19 protein-coding genes are annotated in these 22,812 nt (G+C 38.7%); 3 read left to right on the top strand and 16 right to left on the bottom strand.

Going from position 1 to position 22,812, the window contains the following annotated elements; all coding sequences use genetic code 11:
• Window positions 1–40: 40 nt before the first annotated feature.
• The gene (locus tag HOP45_RS16405) at window positions 41–1,126 is read right to left on the bottom strand and encodes a TAXI family TRAP transporter solute-binding subunit (protein ID WP_181350466.1); all 1,086 of its coding nucleotides are present in this window, start codon (window positions 1,124–1,126) and stop codon (window positions 41–43) included.
• 891 nt (window positions 1,127–2,017) lie between these two features.
• Here HOP45_RS16405 and HOP45_RS16410 point away from each other — a divergent pair.
• Both HOP45_RS16410 and HOP45_RS16415 read left to right on the top strand, forming a co-directional pair.
• Complete coding sequence (locus HOP45_RS16410; RefSeq protein WP_181350467.1) at window positions 2,018–2,800, top strand: IclR family transcriptional regulator; 783 nt, start codon at window positions 2,018–2,020, stop codon at window positions 2,798–2,800.
• A gap of 21 nt (window positions 2,801–2,821) precedes the next feature.
• The gene (locus HOP45_RS16415) at window positions 2,822–4,054 is read left to right on the top strand and encodes an FAD-dependent oxidoreductase (RefSeq protein WP_181350468.1); all 1,233 of its coding nucleotides are present in this window, start codon (window positions 2,822–2,824) and stop codon (window positions 4,052–4,054) included.
• A gap of 760 nt (window positions 4,055–4,814) precedes the next feature.
• Here HOP45_RS16415 and HOP45_RS16420 read toward each other — a convergent pair.
• Complete coding sequence (locus HOP45_RS16420; protein ID WP_181350469.1) at window positions 4,815–6,278, bottom strand: aldehyde dehydrogenase family protein; 1,464 nt, start codon at window positions 6,276–6,278, stop codon at window positions 4,815–4,817.
• Window positions 6,279–6,434: 156 nt separating this feature from the next.
• Here HOP45_RS16420 and HOP45_RS16425 point away from each other — a divergent pair, with 156 nt between their 5' ends.
• A complete protein-coding gene (locus tag HOP45_RS16425; protein WP_181350470.1) occupies window positions 6,435–6,875 on the top strand; it encodes a Cap15 family cyclic dinucleotide receptor domain-containing protein in 441 nt (146 codons plus the stop codon).
• 13 nt (window positions 6,876–6,888) lie between these two features.
• Here the strand turns inward: HOP45_RS16425 and HOP45_RS16430 are convergent, their stop codons facing one another.
• The 14 genes from HOP45_RS16430 to HOP45_RS16490 all read right to left on the bottom strand — a co-directional run bounded on the left by HOP45_RS16430 (window position 6,889) and on the right by HOP45_RS16490 (window position 22,805).
• Entirely contained in the window at window positions 6,889–7,548 is a 660-nt protein-coding gene (locus HOP45_RS16430) for a nucleotidyltransferase-like protein (RefSeq protein ID WP_255437719.1), read from the bottom strand.
• A gap of 41 nt (window positions 7,549–7,589) precedes the next feature.
• Window positions 7,590–7,772 (bottom strand): hypothetical protein, encoded by a 183-nt coding sequence (locus HOP45_RS20795; RefSeq protein WP_255437720.1) that lies wholly within the window; start codon window positions 7,770–7,772, stop codon window positions 7,590–7,592.
• A 526-nt stretch (window positions 7,773–8,298) separates the two neighbouring features.
• Window positions 8,299–10,389, bottom strand: a complete 2,091-nt coding sequence (locus tag HOP45_RS16435) for a hypothetical protein (RefSeq protein ID WP_181350471.1) — start codon at window positions 10,387–10,389, stop codon at window positions 8,299–8,301.
• A gap of 51 nt (window positions 10,390–10,440) precedes the next feature.
• Window positions 10,441–10,935, bottom strand: coding sequence for a Panacea domain-containing protein (locus HOP45_RS16440; RefSeq protein WP_181350472.1), 495 nt, complete (start codon window positions 10,933–10,935; stop codon window positions 10,441–10,443).
• A gap of 433 nt (window positions 10,936–11,368) precedes the next feature.
• Window positions 11,369–12,472, bottom strand: a complete 1,104-nt coding sequence (locus HOP45_RS16445; protein WP_181350473.1) for an N-acetylmuramoyl-L-alanine amidase — start codon at window positions 12,470–12,472, stop codon at window positions 11,369–11,371.
• Window positions 12,473–12,474: 2 nt separating this feature from the next.
• The gene (locus tag HOP45_RS16450) at window positions 12,475–12,927 is read right to left on the bottom strand and encodes a phage holin family protein (protein WP_181350474.1); all 453 of its coding nucleotides are present in this window, start codon (window positions 12,925–12,927) and stop codon (window positions 12,475–12,477) included.
• A gap of 37 nt (window positions 12,928–12,964) precedes the next feature.
• Window positions 12,965–13,174, bottom strand: a complete 210-nt coding sequence (locus tag HOP45_RS16455; protein ID WP_181350475.1) for a hypothetical protein — start codon at window positions 13,172–13,174, stop codon at window positions 12,965–12,967.
• Window positions 13,175–13,207: 33 nt separating this feature from the next.
• Complete coding sequence (locus tag HOP45_RS16460; protein WP_181350476.1) at window positions 13,208–13,486, bottom strand: hypothetical protein; 279 nt, start codon at window positions 13,484–13,486, stop codon at window positions 13,208–13,210.
• 17 nt (window positions 13,487–13,503) lie between these two features.
• A complete protein-coding gene (locus tag HOP45_RS16465) occupies window positions 13,504–17,193 on the bottom strand; it encodes a phage tail spike protein (protein WP_181350477.1) in 3,690 nt (1,229 codons plus the stop codon).
• 70 nt (window positions 17,194–17,263) lie between these two features.
• Window positions 17,264–18,799 (bottom strand): distal tail protein Dit, encoded by a 1,536-nt coding sequence (locus HOP45_RS16470; RefSeq protein WP_181350478.1) that lies wholly within the window; start codon window positions 18,797–18,799, stop codon window positions 17,264–17,266.
• A 12-nt stretch (window positions 18,800–18,811) separates the two neighbouring features.
• Entirely contained in the window at window positions 18,812–21,436 is a 2,625-nt protein-coding gene (locus HOP45_RS16475) for a phage tail protein (protein WP_181350479.1), read from the bottom strand.
• A 13-nt stretch (window positions 21,437–21,449) separates the two neighbouring features.
• On the bottom strand, window positions 21,450–21,767 hold the full coding sequence (locus HOP45_RS16480; protein ID WP_181350480.1) for a hypothetical protein: 318 nt from the start codon (window positions 21,765–21,767) through the stop codon (window positions 21,450–21,452).
• Between the two features lie 41 nt (window positions 21,768–21,808).
• Window positions 21,809–22,198, bottom strand: a complete 390-nt coding sequence (locus HOP45_RS16485) for a tail assembly chaperone (RefSeq protein ID WP_181350481.1) — start codon at window positions 22,196–22,198, stop codon at window positions 21,809–21,811.
• Between the two features lie 58 nt (window positions 22,199–22,256).
• Window positions 22,257–22,805, bottom strand: coding sequence for a phage major tail protein, TP901-1 family (locus HOP45_RS16490; RefSeq protein ID WP_181350482.1), 549 nt, complete (start codon window positions 22,803–22,805; stop codon window positions 22,257–22,259).
• Between the last annotated feature and the right edge of the window lie 7 nt (window positions 22,806–22,812).

The following is a 22,812-nucleotide window of genomic DNA, read 5'->3' on the forward strand; positions in this document are numbered from 1 at the left end:
ACATCCTTAATTATAGCCCTCTTAACAAAAAGGAAATGCTTTATTGATCAGCCAACAATTCCTGTTGAATCTCATCTACTTCGTCGTTCCAAAGATCTTTATCTTTGAAAAATTTCACCGCACCGGAATGGTAGGGTACTGTTGGATTCGGATCGAAAAATTGATCTGTAGACCAGGTCTGAAACCAAGCATGGATCGGTTGAAGTTCTTCATAATTAGACCATAAAGTTTCCACAATCTCATAGACAGCATCATCTGAAAGATGAGAAGAAGCAACCATTTGAGAAGGGTATTCGACACTTACTGTTTTTTCCCCAATATACCCCTTTGGTTCAGAGACGTTAAAACGTACGCCTGGTACAACTTCAGTAACTTGATCAATAACCTCTTGTGGAATTTCATCGATATCTTCAGGTGATGTATTGTCGATAAAGTCGATTGCTTTAAGACCAACGCTATTGTGAGCATCCTCCATAACAGGTGTCGTCGGGGTAAGTGCAAATGCTCCGTCAACTTTATTATCGCGAAGAGCATCTATTCCCGCTTTTGTACTTGCAACGGGCACCTCTGTAACGTCATCCCAATCCATACCATTAGCCTCTAATACAGCCTCTGTAATTAACTTTGCAATAGCCGAACCAGGGTAATCGCCAGCAATTTTCTTTCCTTTTAAATCGGCAACCGATTCTATATCAGAATCTTCCCGCACAGCGATTCCAGTAACTGAAAGATAATTACCTCTTACTAACGCGCGCATATTTTTCATCTCCGAATAACCATTCTGTCCATGGAATCCCCAAGCCAAATCCGGTGCTGACCCAACACCTAGCTGGATTGTTCCCTTATCTAGCTGTGGCCCCCAAGCACTCAGTCCATTAGACGGTTTAACGGAGAGCTTAAGAGATGAATTGTTGCTAATTACTTTAGCCAGACCGTTACCAACTGAATTGTAGGAGACCCCCACAGGTGTAGTCCCGATACTGAGTGTTTCATCACTAGAGTCAGAGGAATTAGAATTATTATCTTCGTTTGATGTTGAACTTCCGCCACTGCATGCAGTGATAAGCCCCAAAATTAATAAAATAGGAACTAACCTAATTACTCTTTTTGTTGAATGTAAAATCATTTATTTCGCCCCTTTAAATATTTTTTCTCCAGTTTCCCAATATTCTTTATTCAATCCTTCGTGAGGGCTCCCAAATCTAACATTTTCGGTTTATAAGATTACCTATTTTAAGTTGTACTCGATACTATTTTCCGTCGGTAAGAAGGTATGAAGGGATGTGAAGAACACTATAGGTACTTGAAGCAAATAAAAGTGGTGAAGCAAAGTATAATCAACTTTTGTAAATCTATTTTGATATTGATAATATCTGATCACTCATAAAATAAAGCGCTTACACCATTGGCCAAATTAAAACCCTCAAATTTTGGAATTCAAATTCCAACGTTTTCATAAGGGTTAATAATGTACTTGAACAGTGATCCGTAAGAGGTGCATGTCCAACCAAAACTACCTCTAGATAATGGTTTTAAGGGTATTATCTATAGTAAAAGTATGTACATCGCCCCCTTTATTAAACCCAACCATTAACCTAATGTTAACCATAATAACATGTTGTTTCGAATATTATCACTGTTTAAATATTTTGTCAATTAGGCAATTATTAGCTATTTTTATAGAATTTATTGTTTTATTGAATCACAAACAGCTTCACCATAGGGGTAGTATACTTTTATACAAGCCGATAGTTAGTAGAAATTAGATCATTTATCGTCTTATAATGATTCAGTGTAAATTCTCTAAATTGTAGGGGCAGTTGTATATATACAAAATGCCCTTCTTTAAAAATATTTCACTATAAAAATCTATGAGCAGGTCTATGATTCGATGGTTATGATAATAAAAAAACAATTCAAAATATATTTTGACATTTCATCATTTGATTGATATTCTGTATTTGATAACCCAACGTTAATTTAATTAACCATAAGTTAACATGTAAGGAGAAAAAGTATGACAAATGAAAAAGGGAAAAGAGTCCAATCACTCGAAAGCGGTTTTGCTATTTTAAAGATGATAGCAAAATATCAAGACCCTATTACATTACAGGCACTTGCTAATGAAACCGGACTTTATAAGAGTCAGTTGTATCGGTATTTAAATTCATTTGTACACATGGGAGTACTAACTCGCACTAGTGAAGATACACCTCGGTGGTCTCTAGGTCCAGAACTAATATCGCTTGGTAGCGCTGCATTTGATGGAATCGACATAGCTAGAGAGGCAGCACCTGAATTAATTAAACTTAGAAATCAAGTGAACGAAACCGTGGCACTTAGTATCTGGCGTGAAGATGGCCCTTTCTTCGTACGAGTGGAAAGTAGCAATAAATTAATGAATGTTGGTTTAAAAACTGGTTCATATGTTCCACTCTACACCGCCACAGGTAACATCTTTCGAGCATTTTTACCGAAAGATAAAACGCAAGATTTGTATGAAGAGGAAGTGGATAAACAAAACATCAACTCCGTTTCCTATGACAAAGATATTGAAAGAGTTAGGAACAATATGTTTTCTGTTTCTAGGAGTAGATTCATCCCGGGAGTCGTCGCTATCAGCACTCCAATTTTTTATTCAGGGAAAAAACTTGCTGGAGCTATAAGTATTGTAGGGGTTTCTGCTGAGGAAAGAATTGATATCGAGTCCAATGTAGTAAAATCTCTCTTTTCATCCGCACAGCAAGTGTCTGAAAAACTTGGTTATACAGAAAATATAAATAATCGCATCGGATTATAACAAGGAAAGGTGTGCTATAATATGGTGAATGAATCTGTAACTATTATAGGTGGAGGTCCTGTCGGACTAACCGTCGCAGAAATTCTTTCTCATAACGATATATCCGTTCAAGTATTTGAAAAGAATGACGCTCCAAGTAAAGAATGGAGAGCCTCGACATTTCACGCTGGAACCCTGGAGTTGCTTGAAGAAACGGGTGTGACCGAAGAACTTCTTCCTAAGGGAATTCAGGCAGATAAAGTACAGTATAGAGATAGACAAAATGGCTTATATGCTGAATTTGACTTTAATTTATTAAAAGATGAAACAAAGTATCCTTTTCGTCTCCAGTGTCCTCAGTCCACCTATGTTCAGACGCTCTACAACCGGCTGAAAGATAAACCAAATGTAGACATACATTTCCAATCAGAATTCAAAGGAATGGAACAAACAGAGAATGAAGTAATCGTTACTCTGGAAACCCCAAAAGGGACTAAAAAATTCAGAAGTTCTTATCTTCTTGGTGCGGATGGGGCTAGCAGCAAAGTACGAAAGGCCCTTAATATGAAGTTCGAAGGGTACACTTTAGAGGAAAGATTTTTACTTGTGGGAACCCCTGTTCCTTTTGATCATTATCTTTCAGATATTTCCTATGTTAATTACATTGCTGATCCAGAGGAATTTCTTTTTATTCTCAAAGTGCCTGAAGCTTGGAGACTATTATATCCTATAAGTTCTGATACCTCAGAGGAAGAGGCTCTTAAAGAGGAAAATATTCAGAAATCCTTGCAGAAAGCATTAAAAACCGATGATACATTTCCTATTGTAGAAAAAATGATCTATAGAGTACACCAAAGAGTAGCCGAATCTTTCTATAACCACCGGACTGTACTTTTAGGTGATGCAGCTCATGTTAACAGCCCAATGGGTGGTTTAGGGCTCAATAACGGTATACATGACGCTGTAGACTTAAGCAAACGTTTAGTGAGATTATTAAAAGAAGGTTCCAATGACCGTGAAGAAGAGCTTAAAACGTACAACAATGTAAGAAAGAAGGTAGCCATTGACTACATTCGTCAAATTAGTGAAAGAAACACAAAAGTCATGAAAGAAAAAGATGAGATACGTCGCTTGGAATTACAACAAGAAGTGACTGAAGAAGCAAATAATCCAGAAAAAGCGAAAAAATGGTTGCTACGCTCGGCTATGATTGCAAGTGTTCGAGAGCAGGGCATAGGAAAAATTCCAGAGACGGCTGAAAAAACACAAAATTAAATAATCAGTAGCCATATTCATCGCAGCCTGAATCCTGTAGTCAACAGGATTCAGGCTGCTTAGTTTTGGTTGAGATCGTTTGTACTTGTAATCATTTTTCATTCGGATGCCAAACTTGAAAGTTCCGTTCTAAAACGTTATCGGCAACAAACAGTCTCAAAATCTCCTTCATTGTCTGTTTGCAACGGCCTCAGCTTATAAATTCATCTCATCCATAATTCGAAAACTTTTTTATAAGTTTCACTCAGTTTAAAATGCAACGAAATACTAAAATTCGTAATTAATTTTCTATTAAAACTGATTACGAAGCAATTGACCTCCGTCAGATGAATATAATCTATGTTAATAGTTGTGATGCCCACTTGGCCGGTCAATCCCTCCACTAAAATAACTTTGCCTGTTTAATTTATACTCTGTCAATTCGAAATATATTGAGTACTGGCTAAGTTTATTTTATTTCTCAGACATTAAAAGCACCCCTTAAAACTCACGTTGGAACCTGGGAGGTTTAACGTGAGTTTTAAGGGGTGCAATTTAGTGTAAAAAAGTAATTAGTAATTATTTAATCTAATTTCTGATAGCTGCTATATTATTTTTGGACTCTCGTTCAATCATAGTATAATCTCTTAAATCAAGAGGTTAAATAACTACTCTATCCTCATTCGCTACTAAAACAGTTCAAGTTAAATTGCTTCTTAACAACTGCTGGCTAAGTCGTTAGGGACGTTGCGTTGGGGGGAAGTATAAATGTAATATTCATTTACATATCGGTTCGTCGAATTAAAGCTTGCAATTCTGTATGCTCATGAACTGCCTCTACTCCATGACCTCTGCCTATCCCACTTTGTTTAAAACCACCAAAGGGCATATTTGCAGCCGAAGCTCCAATACGATGCGTGTTTACAAACACACTTCCAGATTGTAATTGACGGCCTAATTTAAACCCATAGTCAACATCCTTTGTCCACACAGAATTTGTCAAACCGAACTCGGAATCATTGACCAAGTCTATAACTTCTTCTTCCGTATCAAAAGGAATAATGGGGATCACTGGACCAAACTGTTCTTCCTGTACAATCGGATCAGTGGTTCTCACATTAGTAACGATCGTTGGAAGAATAAAGTATCCATCAGATTTTGAAACATGATCACTCATAACACCGACTTCTTTGACGGAAGCCCCTGTTCGCTTTGTTCTTTCAAGCAATTCCATTATACTATCATACTGAGGTTTATTATTGATTGGTCCCATATCTATATCGGGGTCTAATCCGAAACCCACCACAAATTTACTTGCTTCATCAGTGAATTTATCGACAAAATCCTGATAGTTATCACGGTGAATATAAATTCGTTTTATAGAATAACAAATTTGGCCACAAGAAGCGAATGTGGATTGAATACACTCTTGAATCAATTCATTTGTAATTGGCATATCTTTCAATATAATTGCAGCATCATTACCTCCTAACTCCATACTAACCTTTTTAATTGTCTCAGCAGCTCCTCGCATAATAGTGCGCCCTGTATCTGTGCTTCCGGTAAAGGCAACCTTTCGGACTCGAGGATGCTCTACCATCTCTTTTCCAACCGTCGACCCTGAACCAAGTACCACATTCAGTACTCCATCAGGCAATTGAGCAGAAACATGTTTTAAAAACTTAGTCAGTGTCATTGGGACAAATGTCGGTGGCTTAATGACTACCGTGTTCCCTGCCAATAGAGAGGGGGCAAGCATTAAAAAAGACAAGATAATAGGATAATTCCAAGGAACAATAACAGATACTACTCCCACAGGTTGACGAGTTAACACCATTGTACCTTGTTGATTTTCCACCGTCTTCTCATCCAGTACGTCTGTTAACCCACCATAGTATCTTAAAACCCCTGCTGCAGCTTTTAAATCCATCTGAGCTTCTTTCAATATTTTCCCGTGTTCCATTACTAATAAGCGACTGAATGTGTCTAAGTTTGATTCAATGTAATTAGCAGCTTCTACTAGATACTGTGCTCGCTCTTCTATCGATGTCTCTCTCCAAATCGCCCAAGTTTTGTCTGCGGCTTCCACAGCTTGTTGAACATGCGAAACAGTGCCAGTCTTAACCTCACCAACTTTTTCATTCGTTCTTGCAGGATTATACAAATTTTTAATTTCAGTATCTTGAGCCTCTTTCCCCTGGATAAATACTCCATTTACTGACTCCAATGTATGATTCATATACATATTTTTATAATGCGCCTCCTTTTTACCATTTCATTTTATTAACTTATCGTTAATGTGATTAACTTTATGTTCTGATAATGTTACCACTACTTTATAAATTTGTCAATTTTCTGTTAATTACACACTTTTAACTTCAGTGGGATTGTACTTTTTAAAATGTTTGTTTGGAAAAAATTCCCTAATTTATTTTATAAATGGTTAACTAATGTCCCTTATTTAGGTGGTTGTTGGAAAGGGACACTTTATTCAAACTATAAAGATCCTCATACAAATGAAGAAGTCCCACCTATTCAGTCAAAACTAGAAATCACCCACGATTTCGATAGTCTTCACATAAAAATGGAAACTGATAAATCTTACAGCAGCAGCTACATTAGCGGGGTGGTAATAGACGAAGGGAAACAGAAATACTTATGTTACTTATATGGAAATGATGCTGACAAAGATAGAGAAATTAACCCTAAGCATGACGGAGCAGTCAAACTTAGAATAAAACATGATGGTGAATTAAAGTTAGAAGGACATTATTGGACAGGTCGTTCTACTACCGGTAGAATGACTTTCATAAGGAAAACCAGCAAAAACTCCCATGTTTAGGGAGTTTTTGTTATTAGAAAAGGTAATTGTAGCTGTCCTTTAAGAATTCATTTACTTCTTCTCTAGAAAACTTTCTAAAAGCCCTAAATAAATATAGCAATTCTGAAACTTCTCCCCACTCTGAGCACTTCTGTTGAGTTGAGGTATCATCAATAAGATATGTCAAACTGTTCCTTACATCATCAGTGAGAGTGCTATTATTGAAATTAGAGTTAGGAACATTCCAAACCAAACTCTCAATTAAAAAAGATGAAATATTATCAAAATTATACCCTTCATCTACCATCTTATATTTTAGTCGTTTCAAAATACGAACTACTTTTTTGTAACGTTTTGATGTAATATTATTCTTATTTACTCCATTTGTGTAATGTTGTTCCGGAAAATTATTGACCCTATCTCCGCTATATCTTCCAATAAATTCTTTTCCTGTTATGTAAGTTCCATCACTTGAGTATCGTCGATGTTCAAAACAAGGAACTGCATCTGCATCTACTCTATATGAATTAGAAGACACTTTTATAGACTTATCACCATACTCAACGTTTTCTAAGCCATATAAACTAGAGATAGCTTGGTCAATATCTCTACGATACTGAGTAAATGTATATGACGCTTCTGAATTACCAAAGTCCGTATGTTTTTTCCCATCAGGATAATTTGCAAAAAACACATCTGTTAGCACCACTGCAATATCTACATCACTGTTCAGCCTTACATTAGTATTGTTATGATATGATATGATCCTTTTGGGATTAATTTTATTGTGTAATCTTCCAGTTCTTTAGATTTATTTATTGCTTTTCTAATCATCTTAATAGCATTTTCACATTTTTCTTCTTCAGAATTACTAGCAGGTTTAGCCCATATTTTTAACGTATCTTCTAAATTACTCATAATCGACCCCCATAATTATCCAACAATATAGTTCTCATTGTACACCATCTAGTTAAGTGCTTAAAATCTTTTGTACTAAACTCTTAAACTTAGAATTAAACTGATTTAAATTACAAACACACACATAATACAAAAAGCCTCCCAAGAGTTAAGAACTCCAGGGAGGCTTTATAGATTGACTCATTTTTACAAAATCCAGTCAAAATCCAGTCAATATTCATTTATAGGATTTCAAATCCTTGCATATCAAAGGGTTTGAGGACAGCTTACATCATGCCGCCCATAATTCGTTTTATTTCTCCCTCTTCTGTGTAACTTTGTTCAGACTGATAAACAAACGCTTCGCTTACTTCTGCATTAAAAAATCTTCGTCTAGTCTTGCAAAAATGTTTTTCCTCGTTACATTTTTAGTTACATTTTGAAATGTAACACCCCACAGTTAAAAGAAACAGATTAAGTACCATGTTAAATATGAGTTAGCCGTGCTTCAACAAAAATTTTCAAATGTGTTTATATGTGCATGTATTTATTTTTTCTGAGCACCGACTTCTTGGAAAAGTTTATATTCCATAGAATGCTTTAATTCTTTTATGAGCTCACCCTCCATCCAGATCAATGAATAACCATCGCTATTTGATATCTTATTAAAAATATATAAAAAATCGTTTCTTTCTACATAAAACCTTATTATATGGTCTTCATTTATAATTTTATTAAATGTTGTCGGGTAATGGTGAACATATAATTGCTGCCCCAATAGCAAAGTTGAAAATTTTAGAAAACAATACTTCAATGAATGAGAGTGAAAGTTAAAATTCACTTCATTACGTGAATGGTGTAAGTCTTCAAGCTCGTTATTTTCATACTTGCTATTAAGATCATTAAAAACTAGATGTGTCTGCTTCGAAGGGAAATTAGTTACAATAAACTTAACAAAGATACTTGTTATTGCGTAAGAGGACAGCTCAACCGTCTTTAGTGCAGTTAACATAAACAGTCTTACTACAGACCTGTTAAAATTTTCGTGATTTTTACCAGGCTGCACACTCACAATTTGTGTTGCTTCATCACCTGAAACAAAATAATTGAAAAGTTCTTTTAAATCGTCAGGATGTATAGCTTTCACCTCTGGCAAGTATTCAGCGGTATCTTCAACTTGCTGCTCAAATTCTGAACTATCTTGCATAGATTCTTGACTGTCAAAGTTTCCACACCTTACTAACGAGTGACATAATGTAGAAACCATTTTTTCATCATCAATCTCTAACGCCTTTATAAATAAAGTCTTATAAATTGATAAAAATTCCTTGGCAATTTTATTATTCTCGTCTTTGATTGTTTTTTCAATCATATATAAATACTTTTTAATCCCAATTGAGTTCGTATGGTTTTGATGGTAGCCATACATAACTATCCCGAGCTCTTCTATAACTGTAATGTACTTCTCGGTAACAGTTTGCTCTATAGTGCCCCATTTCTCTCCACTATGTTTTATATTTCTAGGAAAAAGATTAAATAAATGTTCTATTGCATCGTTTTGCTCTTCTATTCGATGATTTTCATTTAAAGTAGCTATTAGAGAGAGTTGCTTCTTTAGTATGGATCCATATAAATCAATAAATAACCTTTGATCCCTTTTTAAAAAATGTTCATATGGTGTGCCATGGTTTTCGTCCAATTCTTCTTGAAACAAAGCCGAAAGCGAGCCATTTATCCATTGATAATATCGATCAAAATACACACCCAATATATCCTTAGAAACAGTAAGATGCAGTACTTGATAAATAATCTCTATATTATTCCTCCAGGAATCATATATTATAGCTTTCTTTCTGGATTCTGAGAAATATATCTTTCTATAAGTTATATTAAAAACATCTATGTTTTCCCTTAAAAACGAATCAATATGGGTTGTGAGGTATAAATCGCGAACCATTTTATAAAAGTAATACAAGGTCAGTAAAATAAAGGCTAGCCATATATCGGTATAGGCTTTAATTCTATCTTGATAGAACCCGACGTCACTTTCATAAAGGATTTTAAAGTGAAAGCCTAAAACTAGGGTTATTATTGCTATAAGAACAAATTTTAGCATGGCCATATTACTTTGCATGTTGTTTACTGCCGATTCATATGAGCTCTTTTGCACTCTATAAATAAAGTAATAAAATGTTAAAGATAAAGATAATAAAACGAAAAGAATTCTTGTTAAAACATCTATTACTCTTAAAACTAACTCAGGTGTTATCACTGTAAATCCCATTTTAAATGGTATGGATAACGATAATGATAGAAAAAAATCCATTCTAGGTATTACATAAAATACCACTCCATAAAATATAATGACTGAAAATATGGTTAACGAAAATTTTCTTAAGATGTTTCTAACTGTCAAGTTAGAAAATATAGAAAAATTAGAGTATTTCCTCTTCCATAGGGTACTGCCATCTGCTTTTATTGAGTAATATGATCTTACACTGCTAAAAAAATTTTTAAGTATGCTGCTACTTTTACTTGAACTGAATTTTTCTTTAGGATTAGACCAGTTTCTATGTATAACTCTAAATAGATTGATAACTACACCCAGAGTTATAACCAATATAATAATAAAACTCATCATAAACCACTCCGTAATAAAAGGACGGTAAAAAACCGCCCTTTTAGTTAACTATTTAGCAACTTTCTGTAATAATTTCCTGTAGTATTCTCTCATGGTATCATTACTAATATTATTACTGGCACGTTCATGTGGTTCTTTTCCTTTTCTGGCTTCTTTCCAAGGTTTTTCTCTATGGGTTAATTGCTCTAAATGTTTGGGTGATTTGTCTCCATAAAGGTTCCAAACTTTATCTAATAATTGCTTTGATTTCCCATTAACTCTTGTATTGTCTGAAAATAAAGGTTTAGGAATTACATCAAAACCATGATGTCTATACTCACTGTATAATTCGCGACATACCGGACCATGAATCCAAGCTTCAAAATCGCAATCTACAATTTCCCCATCTGTAAGGGCTAAATGCCAAGCTTGAGCATAATATACTAATTTTTGTAATTTTAAAGGAGTGATTTCAGTTGGGGAACCAGGTTCGCTTTTTGACAAAAAGTAACTAGCCACCTCACTAGGGTTTAACAAATTTTGACCAGCTAATTGTTGTTCCATAAAATCCCCTCCCTATAATTTCCTTCTAAGATAATTCTACAACATAACATAAAGATTGTCATTAGGCAATAGTCTGTTATTATTGACTCTTTAGCATATGTGGAGTGCTATAAACTTTTTGATACTACATATTGTACAATTTCAGTCCAAATTTTCTTCAATTTTTTTACCCTAGATATTTTAAATGAAATTATATTCCCTGTTTCATTTTTAAAATTATCTGCAAAATATACAAAAATATGTAAATTCATTGCTGTTTTGCTTCATAAAAAGCACTTACAATCAGGGCATGAAATCTTCTTAATTCGTGTTTCTCGTTGCAGGAAATTCTTAGTAGGCATTTAGAAGTTATTTCAGATTAACGCGATTCTTTAACAAATACGAGTGATCACCCTCCGATATTGTAGCCCCCCGATTATGAGGGGCGCTTTTTTTATTTGTTTACAGCTTCATAAGCTCTCACTGCAAAGGCAGCAGCTTCCGCTCTTGTGATAGGCTCTTCAGGTTTGAATCGATTGTTACCTACTCCCCGTGTAATACCCAATTCTTTCGCCTTAGTAATCTCCTTCTGAAGATCGTCACCCAGCTGAACATCTTTAAATCCTGTTTTACTCATATTGTACTCCTCCTTAGATTGAAAGTAAGTGTACTCATCATGGCCGGTTACAAACCGGGTCGTGCCATGACTATTCTCGACTTCATAAAGTTTATAGTCACCAACACGCCACAACCCTTTAACCGTTGTAAATCCTGAATGCTCATTGCGAACATATAGCTTGTCCTTTTGTTCATCGTTATCCAGATCTACTTTTCCTTTATAGACAGATAAACCTTTATCTTCATCGGCGTATTCACCGCGCACCAACAGCACCTTGTCTTTATAATGAGTTGCGCCTTTAAGCTTCTTCGAGCTAGAGGCTTGCTCATATTTCATGCCAAAGTACTTACAAATACCAGCATACGTTTCGGTCGCAACCTCTTTTTGGTACGACTCTTTAAGCATTAACAAAGCTTCTTCCCTATCATCCATAAACCCATTCTCGGTTAAGATAGCAGGCATTCCGGATTCGCGTAGCACGTGGAAATTATCTTCTTTGATACCGCGCCATACCTGATCAGTCCCTTTTCGTAACTCTTCACCGACAAGCTCAGCCAGTTTCCCAGCTGCTTTATTACGATGACCAGGGTAGATGTGAACCGATATACCACTGGCACTTGAGTAATCAAAGTCATAACTCATGGCATTAAAATGGACTGATACAAAGATATCGGCCCCATGCTCATTTGCAGCATCAGTACGTGCATTAAGTGACGTGTCATAATCGGTTGGAGCTGTGAACAATACCCTGAATCCTCGTTCAAGCAGCATGTCTGCCAAGAAACTAACTACAGCTCGATTAAATTCATTCTCCTTGATTTGCCTTTCGAGCCCTGGAACATAAGGCGTGCGCTTTCCTGACGTCTTCATACCATGGCCATCATCCAGGGCAACAAGCTTTCCGTTCCATTCACCTGCTGGCTTTAATAACTTTGCCATCATTACGCCCCCTTGTTTTTATTGGAATCATAGTCTTCGTCAAATATAGCAATAGCCTTTTTCAATGACTTAGGGATAGGTACACCTAACTTCCCTAAATTTTCAAAGATGCTAATCGATTCGTTTACAATGTAGTATAGAATCGTTGCTGCCATAATCGATAATTGAAATTCACCAATCGCCATTGGCTCCCCTACTACATCCAAATAAACCATATCAATGATATGCGCTATTGCCACAAGACCAAAGATCATTACCTTTTTGGGGATGCCCCAGAACCCAACGCGAGCATTTAATTTATCCTGGTAAGCAGCTGCAGCTACACCAGATACATAATCAAAGGTTACAAACGCTATAAGCGCTACCAGCATTGCTGTCCATCCTCCAAACAAATACGAGAATATAAACGATCCTCCAGCTGTCGTTACTTTTCCATAGTTAAAAATCATTTCCATCATTAGCCTCCCTAAAATTGATCATAAAAAAAAGAACCTACTTTGAAGGCAGATTCTTCTCTTCCTTGGTGACTTCTTTTCGCGGTTTGTTTTTTTCCATCTTCATAAGCTTACCTTCTAATTCTTCAACAGTTTTTTGCAATTCATTATTTTGCGCTTGAAGCACGATGTTTTCATCTTGAAGTCTATATGCTTCCTGCTTATAAACATCAATTACACTTTGCGCTTTAACACTTCCGTTGCTCATAATGTAACACCTCCCTTCTTTTGTTCGGTTATCCTACTTATAGTCAGCACGAATTTTCTTAATCAAGGCACGAATATTTTTTCGTTGCGTTCTCTCTCGTTCCGTTATATCGGGCTTATCTTTAAAAGCATCCATAGGAAAATTCATGTTGAACGCTTCTCTTTCTCCACATTCACATTTTGTTATCAGGTTTTCGTATTCCTTAAATTCATCCAAAAATTCAAGCGTTCTACCTGATAAATCACTTGTATAATCATTTCCACATTCTTGACACTCAACCGTGATTACATATCCATCTAACGATTTCAGCATAGAATATCACCTCATTTTCAGGCGGTATAATTACCACGCCAATACTTATAATTTTTACTGGTAAGGCTATTTTTGATATAAAACCAAAAACCAGCTTTTGTAATATCCGCGACATAAGGGTCTGCCGCATAAGCACTTCTCTCGCTTAATGATATTGATGAAGGTGTATAGTCCTTTTTGTTCTGAAACTGGACTGAATACCCTCCGATATTATTGTCTCTGCTATCGAACGGATTGGTTGCGCCCAAGCCACACAGACCTGTTTCATCTTGTGTAACCCTAACAAATTGAGCATAAAAAGTATCAGTAGTTACCTTATTAAAGATTGCATCTTCTGCGGTGATATCATTTGCAAATGTATGGCCATCCTCGAATTGTATTTCGCCACTCCTACCGAAGAAAATAACATCAGCATCCAAAGTTAGTCCTGACGTGGAAGCCTGTAATGTTAATCCATACTTATTTTGAGACTTCATCACTCTACCTGCGAATGAACCTTGTCCATCTTCAAACTCGATACCTGTAACGTCATCGGATTTTTCCATATAAATGTTTCTACCTACATAAACATCGGTGTTCACATCAATTGACGTATTGGAGGTGATGCTTCCTGCGGTTACTGTACCGAGTGAAGATGAAATAGCCGATAAATTTGATACACTAAGGTGATTTGACGTAATGACGTTAGCTTCGATTTCCGTTGTACTATCTACGATGTTTGGCCCCTGTGGTCCTTGTTCCCCTTGAGGTCCTCTGTCGCCTTCTGGCCCCTGTGGTCCAGTTGGCCCTTCATATTTGGACCACTCATAATCATTAGGATCACTTGATTCTGAAGATGACGTTCGATTGTGTGCGATACCGATATAATTCTTGCCTGTCGGTGTATCAGACATACCGTTACCGCTTGAATCGTCAGCATATTTAATCCAAATATAACGTGGCTCTCCATCTTCACCAGATGGTCCACGAATACCTTGCGGACCTTCAGGACCCTCTGGACCTTGTGGACCTTCATCACCTTTAGGTCCGACGATTTCTATTGAAATATTATCAACGAGGGTACTTCCGCCCCCGCCTGACGTGTCACCCCAAACAATTAGAAAGTCCGTTTCACCATCATCAGGTGATGGAACGTCGTATTCGAAGGATACTTTTTCCCATGAAGCAGGCGGGGTGAATTTACTCCAACCGCTATTGCCTACGTCATACGTTGAATAAGCAAAGCCCACCTCGCCTGCCGCGTTAGACGAAGGTTGCTTGATATACGCGCTAATTTTTATTTTGTTCTCCGCAAAAAGTAACGCTAATTCTTCAGGAATTACACGGTGCACTGTGCTTCCATCCCCTGACGAAGCAGCAGTAGAACTGTTTGAGGTGATTAGAGCTGCCCGTCCGAATGAATAGGCATCACTTGAAGCCGAAATTGAATTACCTGAATCCGCATCCCAATTGTTAATTTCCGAAGAATCTTCAAACATGATAGCGAAACGAGCTGACTCACCTTTCGGACCCTGCGGCCCTTGGTCGCCTTCAGGACCAGTAGGACCTTCAGGGCCTTGGTCTCCTGTGTCGCCCTTCTCGCCTTTAATTTTAGACCATTTATAATCATCTGGATTATTGGAATCTGACTGCGTAAAATCGGTGTACGTGCCAATGTAGTCACGATTTGCAGCAGTCGTTGTCGAGAAGTTTGTATATCCATCGGCACTATCAGCCCATGCAGTGTGAAAATACGGTGTTTGACCATCTTCACCCTCTGGCCCTTGAATGCCTTGGTCACCTTTTGCACCCTTGATTTTCGACCAAGCATAATCGGCAGGGTCGGATGAATCCGTAGCATTAGAATCGACATACATACCGATGTGTGTTTTACCTGTCGAATCACTTACAGAAAACCCTTCGGAGCCATCAGAACTATTGGCATAGGCAATGTGCGTGTAACTTGATACACCATCCTTACCCGGTTCCCCCTGAATACCTTGATTACCTTTCGGACCTTGTTCGCCTTGCAACCCTTGCGGTCCTTGTGGTCCTTCTGGTCCTAAAATCTTGCTCCAAGTGTAATCGGCAGGGTCGCTCGATTCCGTTTGTGATAGGTTGTCATAAGAGACACCAAGATAAGGCTTATTCGTGGGGTCGTCTGAAATACCTGTACCATCTTCAGCATCCGCATATTTAATCCACGTATAATGCGTTGTGCCATCCTCGCCCGGTGGTCCTTCAACGCCTTGATCACCTTTAATTTTGGACCATTCGTAATCGGCAGGGTCCGATGATTCAGTAGGTGACGTATTTTCATATGAGATACCTAAATACGCTTTGCCAGTAGGGACATCTGACATGCCATTTCCATCTACATCATCTGCGTATTTAATCCATGTGTAATACGTTTCCCCATCTTCACCTGGTGGACCTTGAACCCCCTGCGGTCCTTGTGGTCCGTTCGGTCCTTCAATCCAATCGAGTTGTTCGGGTGACCAAACTTTCCATTTCGGATTGTCGGGGTCGGATATATCTACCCAAACACGCGACTTGTCTAAGGGAGGCGTGTCGTCGATAAAGTAAGACGATTTTTGATTAATACGTTTACGTAACTCTTTTCGCAATTTAGCGATACTTTCTTCAGAATACTCGATAAACTCGCCTAACGTATAAATCTTTTTACTTCTATCGGTAATTGGACTTTCGACTTTTATGACTCTCGCATCCAGGTAAAGAGCAGGGTTATATTCAGTCGCTTTAATCCAAAGCCTGTCCCCAATGCGAATTTTCTGATGAGATCGCCCTAATACATATTCAAGATCAGCGCCACTGATTCTATATTGTACTTTTGCAGCAATTCGTTTGTTTAGTTCCTGCTTGGTATAGAGCCTTACATCTTCTTCACTCATCTCTTGATCCTCTGTTTCAATGACATGGATATCCCAGAGGTGCTCTCCATCCACGCCCCATACTTGTCGAGCTGCTTCATCTACGACCTCAACAATGATGCGCGTACCATCTTCTTTCTCAGGACCTACACCATACAAAGCAGTAGCGACATCAACCGTAGTTTCTTCCCACTCTGCATTAATAAGGTCTTTGCAGGATGATATTTCGCGGCCTCTCCATTCCTCCATTTTCTCGATGGCATCTACTTTGCGGGCCGTGATGTTATTTGCTTCATCCACTTCAATATAGAATTTGAGTTCACGATCAAACTCCGATGCGATTTTCCTTAACAAGTCATAGGGAGTGATAACTTCATCTATTACAAACGCTTGAGTTCCCGCAAATTCCGTATAGCCTCTTTCCCATCTTGAGCCGTGCAAGGCTTCATCCATCATTGAGTTTAATGTTGCACCAGAATAAGTACCACGCATGATAGGCTTGCCCCGTTTCAATTCAGTGAAAGAAGCTACAGAGTACACCTGTCTTTCCTTACGATTTTGTTTAACGTTGCGAATAATAAACTCCCTCAGTCGATTGTCCTCATCTGGAATCAAAAGACGGTTTCGCTTATGAAGGTGTGCTGTTGCTCTCGCATTTGGCAGCGTATTGAAACGAAAGATTTCTGAGTTGTTTTTAAGAGCTCTCTCATGACTATCTCCCCAAAATGAATTTTCTTTTTTATTGGAGAGGACATCCAAAACCTCTCCTGACTTCATTTCTAATATGTGAATTTGAGCAGCATGGTCTATTCTCTTTTCTTGGTTCTTCTTTGCCACAATGTCACCTCAAATAAAAAGAGCCCCTTAATGGACTCTGAATATTTCCTTATCAAATTAGATTTGCACGTTACTTGTATGACGGTGAATAAATAACCTTTGTTTCCAAAGCATTTTGAGGGTACTGGTATAGTTCATTAAGACCTGGATCCAATTCAAAGTACTCAGACCAGAACGATCTTTCTTTTCGGATTGATTCGCCGTTTAATAATATGTCTTCCCTAGCCGTATCGATTAATATTTTATCTCCAGCGTGCGCGATATACTCAATGCCTTCATTTGGAGGAGGGTTTATTTCATAAACTTTAATATCATCAATAAACATGTCTGCCTTCTGATTTGTGGGAGCCCACACACGAAAAGCAATCTGCACTTGAGTAATTGGGTTGTCATGTAGCCCTTGAGGCCCGATATAAATAAATTCAGATGAAACCCAATTGTGAGTCCCGTCTGGTTCGATAAGCGCAAAGTAAGGTCTGATTCGTCGTTTACCACTTTCATAGTGATCATGGCTCCAAATTCGTAATAACCCTTTAAAATTATTCCAACCCCACGGATGCTCAGCTTCGACATAATGCTGAAACCGGTCTTCTCCAACATTGCCTAGTTGAAATTTTGCTTGGTTCTTATTCACTGTTCGCCAGATATCTTCAATTCCTACTTTAGCAACCGTATTGTTATCTGCATCTAACAAGTATGCTTCAATCATGCCGGTTCCTTTGTCTACATTTTGTATTTCGACCTCAAAATCAGCCTTGTAGCTGTCTAATGGTTTCCCAATTGACCGTTTAATTGAAGGACCCTGCCATTCATACGGTTGAATCGCTTCTCCAACTGTTTCAGGTTGAAATCGTCCACCTTCTGAAATGATCTCCCCCTCGACATAGCCATTATCAACTTCGCCAGCCTCTGTCCAACCATTGGTCGTAGAACAGTTATCATGCATAATAAGCGTTTCTCGTTCGTACTCAGTTTCTGATTCTAAGGGTGGACGTCCCACACGAATAAATTGTAAATCCTGATCGAGTGATTTCACCAAATCAAAATGCGTGATGTCCTGCAGAACGTCTATTTCGAATCTTGGTTGGGAAGAAGAAGTCCCGGAGTTGTTCAAAATTAGGGCATCATGACTGAATGTAGCTTCTTTCTCTGGCCCATACTTCGTAGGGTCAGAGCACAAAAATGTTAATGACCCTATCAATATATTGCTGCTTTCATCCGGAAGCTTATTGCTCGATAAAGTACCATAAAAATGGGCTTCTTCATCCAAAAATTCCAAACGTTTTCCTGACCCTTCAAGAAGGGCATTCAAACGATTGCAACGGTCTCTAAATCCTTCATTCGTTTCGTCAGAGATCTGATATTTAACGGTAATCTCGCGCTCACTTAACGTATTATCTTCTACTTCTAATAAACCGTCTCGTCCTGGAATCTCAACGGTGTTGATACGATTGGTCATATTGCTTCGACCTTCGACCGTTAATGTAATAAAACGTCCAGATTGATCCGTCAACAATTCGTCTAGATTCATAGTGTTGAAAATGGTTTGAATGGAAGAAGAGGTACGTCTAGTACCTACTTCCGAAAAGTCTACGAATTCGTACACTAGCGTACCTCCTTAAGCAAATTCTTCTTCTAAATCATGTTCGCGTTCTTGCTCCTCCGTGATATCTCTTACAAACGTTCTATATGCTCGAGAACCTAGATTGACGTTAATATTCGCTGGTTGCCGTTCGTTGAATTTAACATCGGCATCTACGGCACTTTTCACTTCTGTACCGCTATTCCGCTTTAAGTTTCTCAGGCTTGACGTAATCTGAGAGGTTTTAACTTTGAAGTCTGGTTCAAATGCTAAATCTCTTGATTTTGGAACGATATTGTCAACCATCGCCTTGGCTTGCTTAGCTAGTTTCGGCAGTGTTTTCTTAACACCGACTATCATCCCTTCACCCGTAAACTCCCCTAGTTTAGCAGTTACTTTAGAAGGTGATGCGATCCCTAGTTTCTTCTTTAGCCAATCAGGTACTAAATCGGCAGCCTTACTCACCATATCTCTAATGGAACCGAACATGTTTCCAATACCATCGATCAGCCCCTGAATGATGTCCTGACCGATTTGGAATAGGTCGATGCCTGAGAAGAAATTTTCAATGTTATGCCAGATGTCTTCTGCTATGCCTTTGATAGCTTCCCACGCGCCAGACCAATCGCCTTCGAGGATAGACATACCAGCTTTTATCAATCCCAGGATAATGTCTATGCCACTTCCGATAACGGTCTTGATAATGCCCCAAGCGAGTTTCACCGCACCCGAAATGACAGGCCAAACAGCTTGAAACAGCCCTTTGATGAACTGCATGACAGATTTGATTGTTGTCCATGCTGCCGTAAAGTATTTCTTAACTAACCGTTGAATCTGAGCACCGTTCTCGTCCCAGAATGCTCTGAACTTATCAAGCTGTTTACCTGCAAATGCTACAACATTGCTGACGATTGTTTTCACTAAATTAGAGATAAATTCTAACGCGACCTGGAAAGCAGTTTTGATAGCTTGCCAAACGGTATGGACCATTTCACGGAACCAATCGAATCGATTGTACATGGTCACAAATAGCGCAACCAAACCAGTGATTACTGCAATAGCAATGCCAACAGGACCTGTAATAGCCAGAAACGCTGTTCGCAATTTCGTCATGATGGGCAGAACGCCATTGACTCTTGTGAATAAGGCAACCAATTTGGTTCCCAAACCACTAAACAAACTGGCTATAGCTACAATATTAGGTATCAAAGCGATCAAGGCTCCGCCCAAAACAGTCGCAATCGCAACAATTTTACCGATAACCGGGTGGCTTTCTAACATGGCATTCATCCAGCTGATTATGCTATTGGCAATCTCCAAGACCTTTGACCCTAGTGGAGCTAAAGCAATTCCCAGATTGACGATGAACGTAATAACGTTTCCGATTAGAGAAATGACTTTCGGTCCGTTCTCTTGTACGTATTGAATGAACTGCTGGAAGCCATCCGATTTCGCTATGGTAGATGACCATTCTCTGAACTTGGCAGCCATACTGGATAATGACGAAAAGATTAAGGCACTATTATCGCTGAAAGCTGCAAATAGATTTATAATTCCTTTGAATACATCACCAAATATTTGTCTTATGATGGGCAGGTTATCTTTAATGTATTTGATGAACTGCTGAAGCTCTGTTGAACCGGCTACCTTCTCGGTAAAGGAGGCAAAAGCATCTCCCATCTCTGCAAAGCCCTTGGCCATAAAGTCAGTCAAAGGAGCAAAGGCGACCGTAAGATTCATCAGTCCCTCTATAAAACCCGTGATACCATTTACGATTTTTTCGAGAATTGGAGATGCGTTTCCATTCAAATAATCGAAGAAGCTTTGGGCTGAGGAGGATTCAAAAAATGTCTTGAATCTCTTAGAAAGCTTAGCCACCGTATCGGCAGTGTTCTGGAACATCGGGGTCAACGATTCAATGACAGATTCCAGACCAGCCATGGCATTGCCAAAGGCTACAGCCACTTGAGGAGCAATCGCTTCTTGGACTTTCTTCCATGCATCTTTTAATGAATTAAGCTGTTTGGCAGCTTTTACATTCTCTTTAGTAGACTCAGCTGTGCCATCAATAATAGATTTAATCGTTGGCGCGGCAGCTGCACCATACGCAATAGCTGCACTACCGGCGATTCCGAACGCTGCAGCCATGGCGACCGCACCTGAACCAACAACAGCTAGCGCATTACCAACCGCCATAATAGCCGGAACCAACGAAGCAATAATCGGGACCAAACTAGATGACACCATAATTCCAAGTCCGCGAAACGTATTACCGGCTATTGTATTAAAGGACTGAATCGAGTTAGCGATTCGTCCCATCGTTTTTTGAAACTTGTTAATCCTGGCTTCTACCGGGATCACGATTTTCTTATTCAGTGCTGTCTTAACAGCTTGTAAGAGGCCGAGTTTACGTTTGGCTTCGGAGGTGTCGGCATCAGCTTCCATTTCAGCTTTGACTTTTTTCCGGGCAAACAGATTCATCATCTGCCTTGCTTTCTTTAGATTTCGCTTTAAAGGCTTTGTATCAGCATCCAACTCCGTATCTCTGACACTATCTGATTCCTTTTTAAAGTTCTCTGTTACGCGTTTAGCTGATTGAATCGCTTTTCTATATTTCCCGACGTTAGCCTTTAACTCCGCTTCAATTGAATACTCCGCCATCCTCTCACCCCTTTCACCTTCTGTTATGACGTAATGCTAATTCAGCAGGTGACAACTTGGAGGCGGCCACCTCTTCTTTCTTCTCGGTGAAGTCTTGATCAATTGATTCAAGTGCTTCCTCGTAGTTAAAGAAATCCTTAAACTCTTTGAAGACAAATTCTTCTTTCGGATTCTTATCAGTACCGGTGTTTTTCGTCGCTTTTGCATTTCGGATTAAAAATGCGTTTTTGTGAATCCGATACTCTTCATCGATTTCTTTATAAGCTTGGGCATAGCGTTTGTAATGAAATTCTGTCAGCGTCATCATTTCCACATCTAGCAAACGTTCCATGCCCAGCTTCCTAAGGGCATAAATCACGATTTCGTTGTACGTTAAACCGTCCCGATCTCGGTCTTGGCTTCCGTTTGACCCTTCTTCTCTTCCTCGTTTTCGGGCAGTAGACTTCGGGTCATAGGTCGCTTCCCCAGTTCATCAATGACTTGTTCGCCAAAGGCTTCAAATCCGTCATTCTCTGCAATGTCATCCAGTACAGTTTCAAGTTCTTCAAAGGTTTTTGGTGATTTTTTATCGTGGGAGGTGGCCGCCTTAACAATTTTAGAAATGCCGACAATGTTTCCCGAACGAAGTTTAGGAATAAGCATTTCTAGCCCTTCTCCCAGGCTGGCCCCTTCTATCTCAAATCCTAGTTCGCGATCAATCTCTGTTAAGGTACGCAGCCCGAAAACAAGCTCAATTTCTCTTCCGTTAAAGTTGATATGCATAAATTAATCCACCTTTTTAGTCATTTGATTAAAAAAAGAGAGAGCAATTTGCCCTCTCTTACACAGACGGTTCCTCTGGTGCTAGTCCATCGTCTGCTGGATCCTCTGATAGAAGATCATGGAATACATAAGATAATGTTTGCAGGTCCCCATCAGGGAGTGTGACTTGTCCTTTTTGACGCTTGCCTTCTGTTATGAAAGTCCCTTCAACTGCTGCATCTCCTTCGGCAGGACTTGTAGGCTCCCATTCTGTGATGTAACCCTGACGATATTCTGCGTCAAATTTGAATACGGTCTCCGATCCACTGTCATCCTCAGTCTTGGTAGCCAAATCGACTTCCCACATCTCCATGGGAAAGTCATCAACGATTGAATCCTCCAATAACTTGAAGGTCGGATCTTCCACTGACTGAAGTGCTGATATACTCACTTCATTTTCTAATGTTGATTGGCCAGAGACTGCTCCATCTTTCGTTTCCGTCTTCTCCCGTTCCCGGGAATACGATTTAGAGTGTTCTGTTTGAAAGACGAGCTTCGCCCCTTCAGATGCTTCGCCCAACTTACGAAAGTACAAAACCTTTTGTACCCCTTTTGCAATTTCAGGCATGGATTTC

Origin of the sequence: Thalassobacillus sp. CUG 92003 (assembly GCF_013618635.1) — a bacterium.
Lineage (GTDB): Bacteria > Bacillota > Bacilli > Bacillales > Halobacillaceae > CUG-92003.

Coding starts and splice junctions, on each gene's coding strand:
- HOP45_RS16405 (WP_181350466.1), bottom strand. CDS start 1,126: ATGATTTTACATTCAACAAAAAGAGTAATTAGGTTAGTTCCTATTTTA.
- HOP45_RS16410 (WP_181350467.1), top strand. CDS start 2,018: ATGACAAATGAAAAAGGGAAAAGAGTCCAATCACTCGAAAGCGGTTTT.
- HOP45_RS16415 (WP_181350468.1), top strand. CDS start 2,822: ATGGTGAATGAATCTGTAACTATTATAGGTGGAGGTCCTGTCGGACTA.
- HOP45_RS16420 (WP_181350469.1), bottom strand. CDS start 6,278: ATGTATATGAATCATACATTGGAGTCAGTAAATGGAGTATTTATCCAG.
- HOP45_RS16425 (WP_181350470.1), top strand. CDS start 6,435: ATGTTTGTTTGGAAAAAATTCCCTAATTTATTTTATAAATGGTTAACT.
- HOP45_RS20795 (WP_255437720.1), bottom strand. CDS start 7,772: ATGAGTAATTTAGAAGATACGTTAAAAATATGGGCTAAACCTGCTAGT.
- HOP45_RS16435 (WP_181350471.1), bottom strand. CDS start 10,389: ATGAGTTTTATTATTATATTGGTTATAACTCTGGGTGTAGTTATCAAT.
- HOP45_RS16440 (WP_181350472.1), bottom strand. CDS start 10,935: ATGGAACAACAATTAGCTGGTCAAAATTTGTTAAACCCTAGTGAGGTG.
- HOP45_RS16445 (WP_181350473.1), bottom strand. CDS start 12,472: ATGGCAAAGTTATTAAAGCCAGCAGGTGAATGGAACGGAAAGCTTGTT.
- HOP45_RS16450 (WP_181350474.1), bottom strand. CDS start 12,927: ATGGAAATGATTTTTAACTATGGAAAAGTAACGACAGCTGGAGGATCG.
- HOP45_RS16455 (WP_181350475.1), bottom strand. CDS start 13,174: ATGAGCAACGGAAGTGTTAAAGCGCAAAGTGTAATTGATGTTTATAAG.
- HOP45_RS16460 (WP_181350476.1), bottom strand. CDS start 13,486: ATGCTGAAATCGTTAGATGGATATGTAATCACGGTTGAGTGTCAAGAA.
- HOP45_RS16475 (WP_181350479.1), bottom strand. CDS start 21,436: ATGGCGGAGTATTCAATTGAAGCGGAGTTAAAGGCTAACGTCGGGAAA.
- HOP45_RS16480 (WP_181350480.1), bottom strand. CDS start 21,767: ATGGAACGTTTGCTAGATGTGGAAATGATGACGCTGACAGAATTTCAT.
- HOP45_RS16485 (WP_181350481.1), bottom strand. CDS start 22,198: ATGCATATCAACTTTAACGGAAGAGAAATTGAGCTTGTTTTCGGGCTG.
- HOP45_RS16490 (WP_181350482.1), bottom strand. CDS start 22,805: ATGCCTGAAATTGCAAAAGGGGTACAAAAGGTTTTGTACTTTCGTAAG.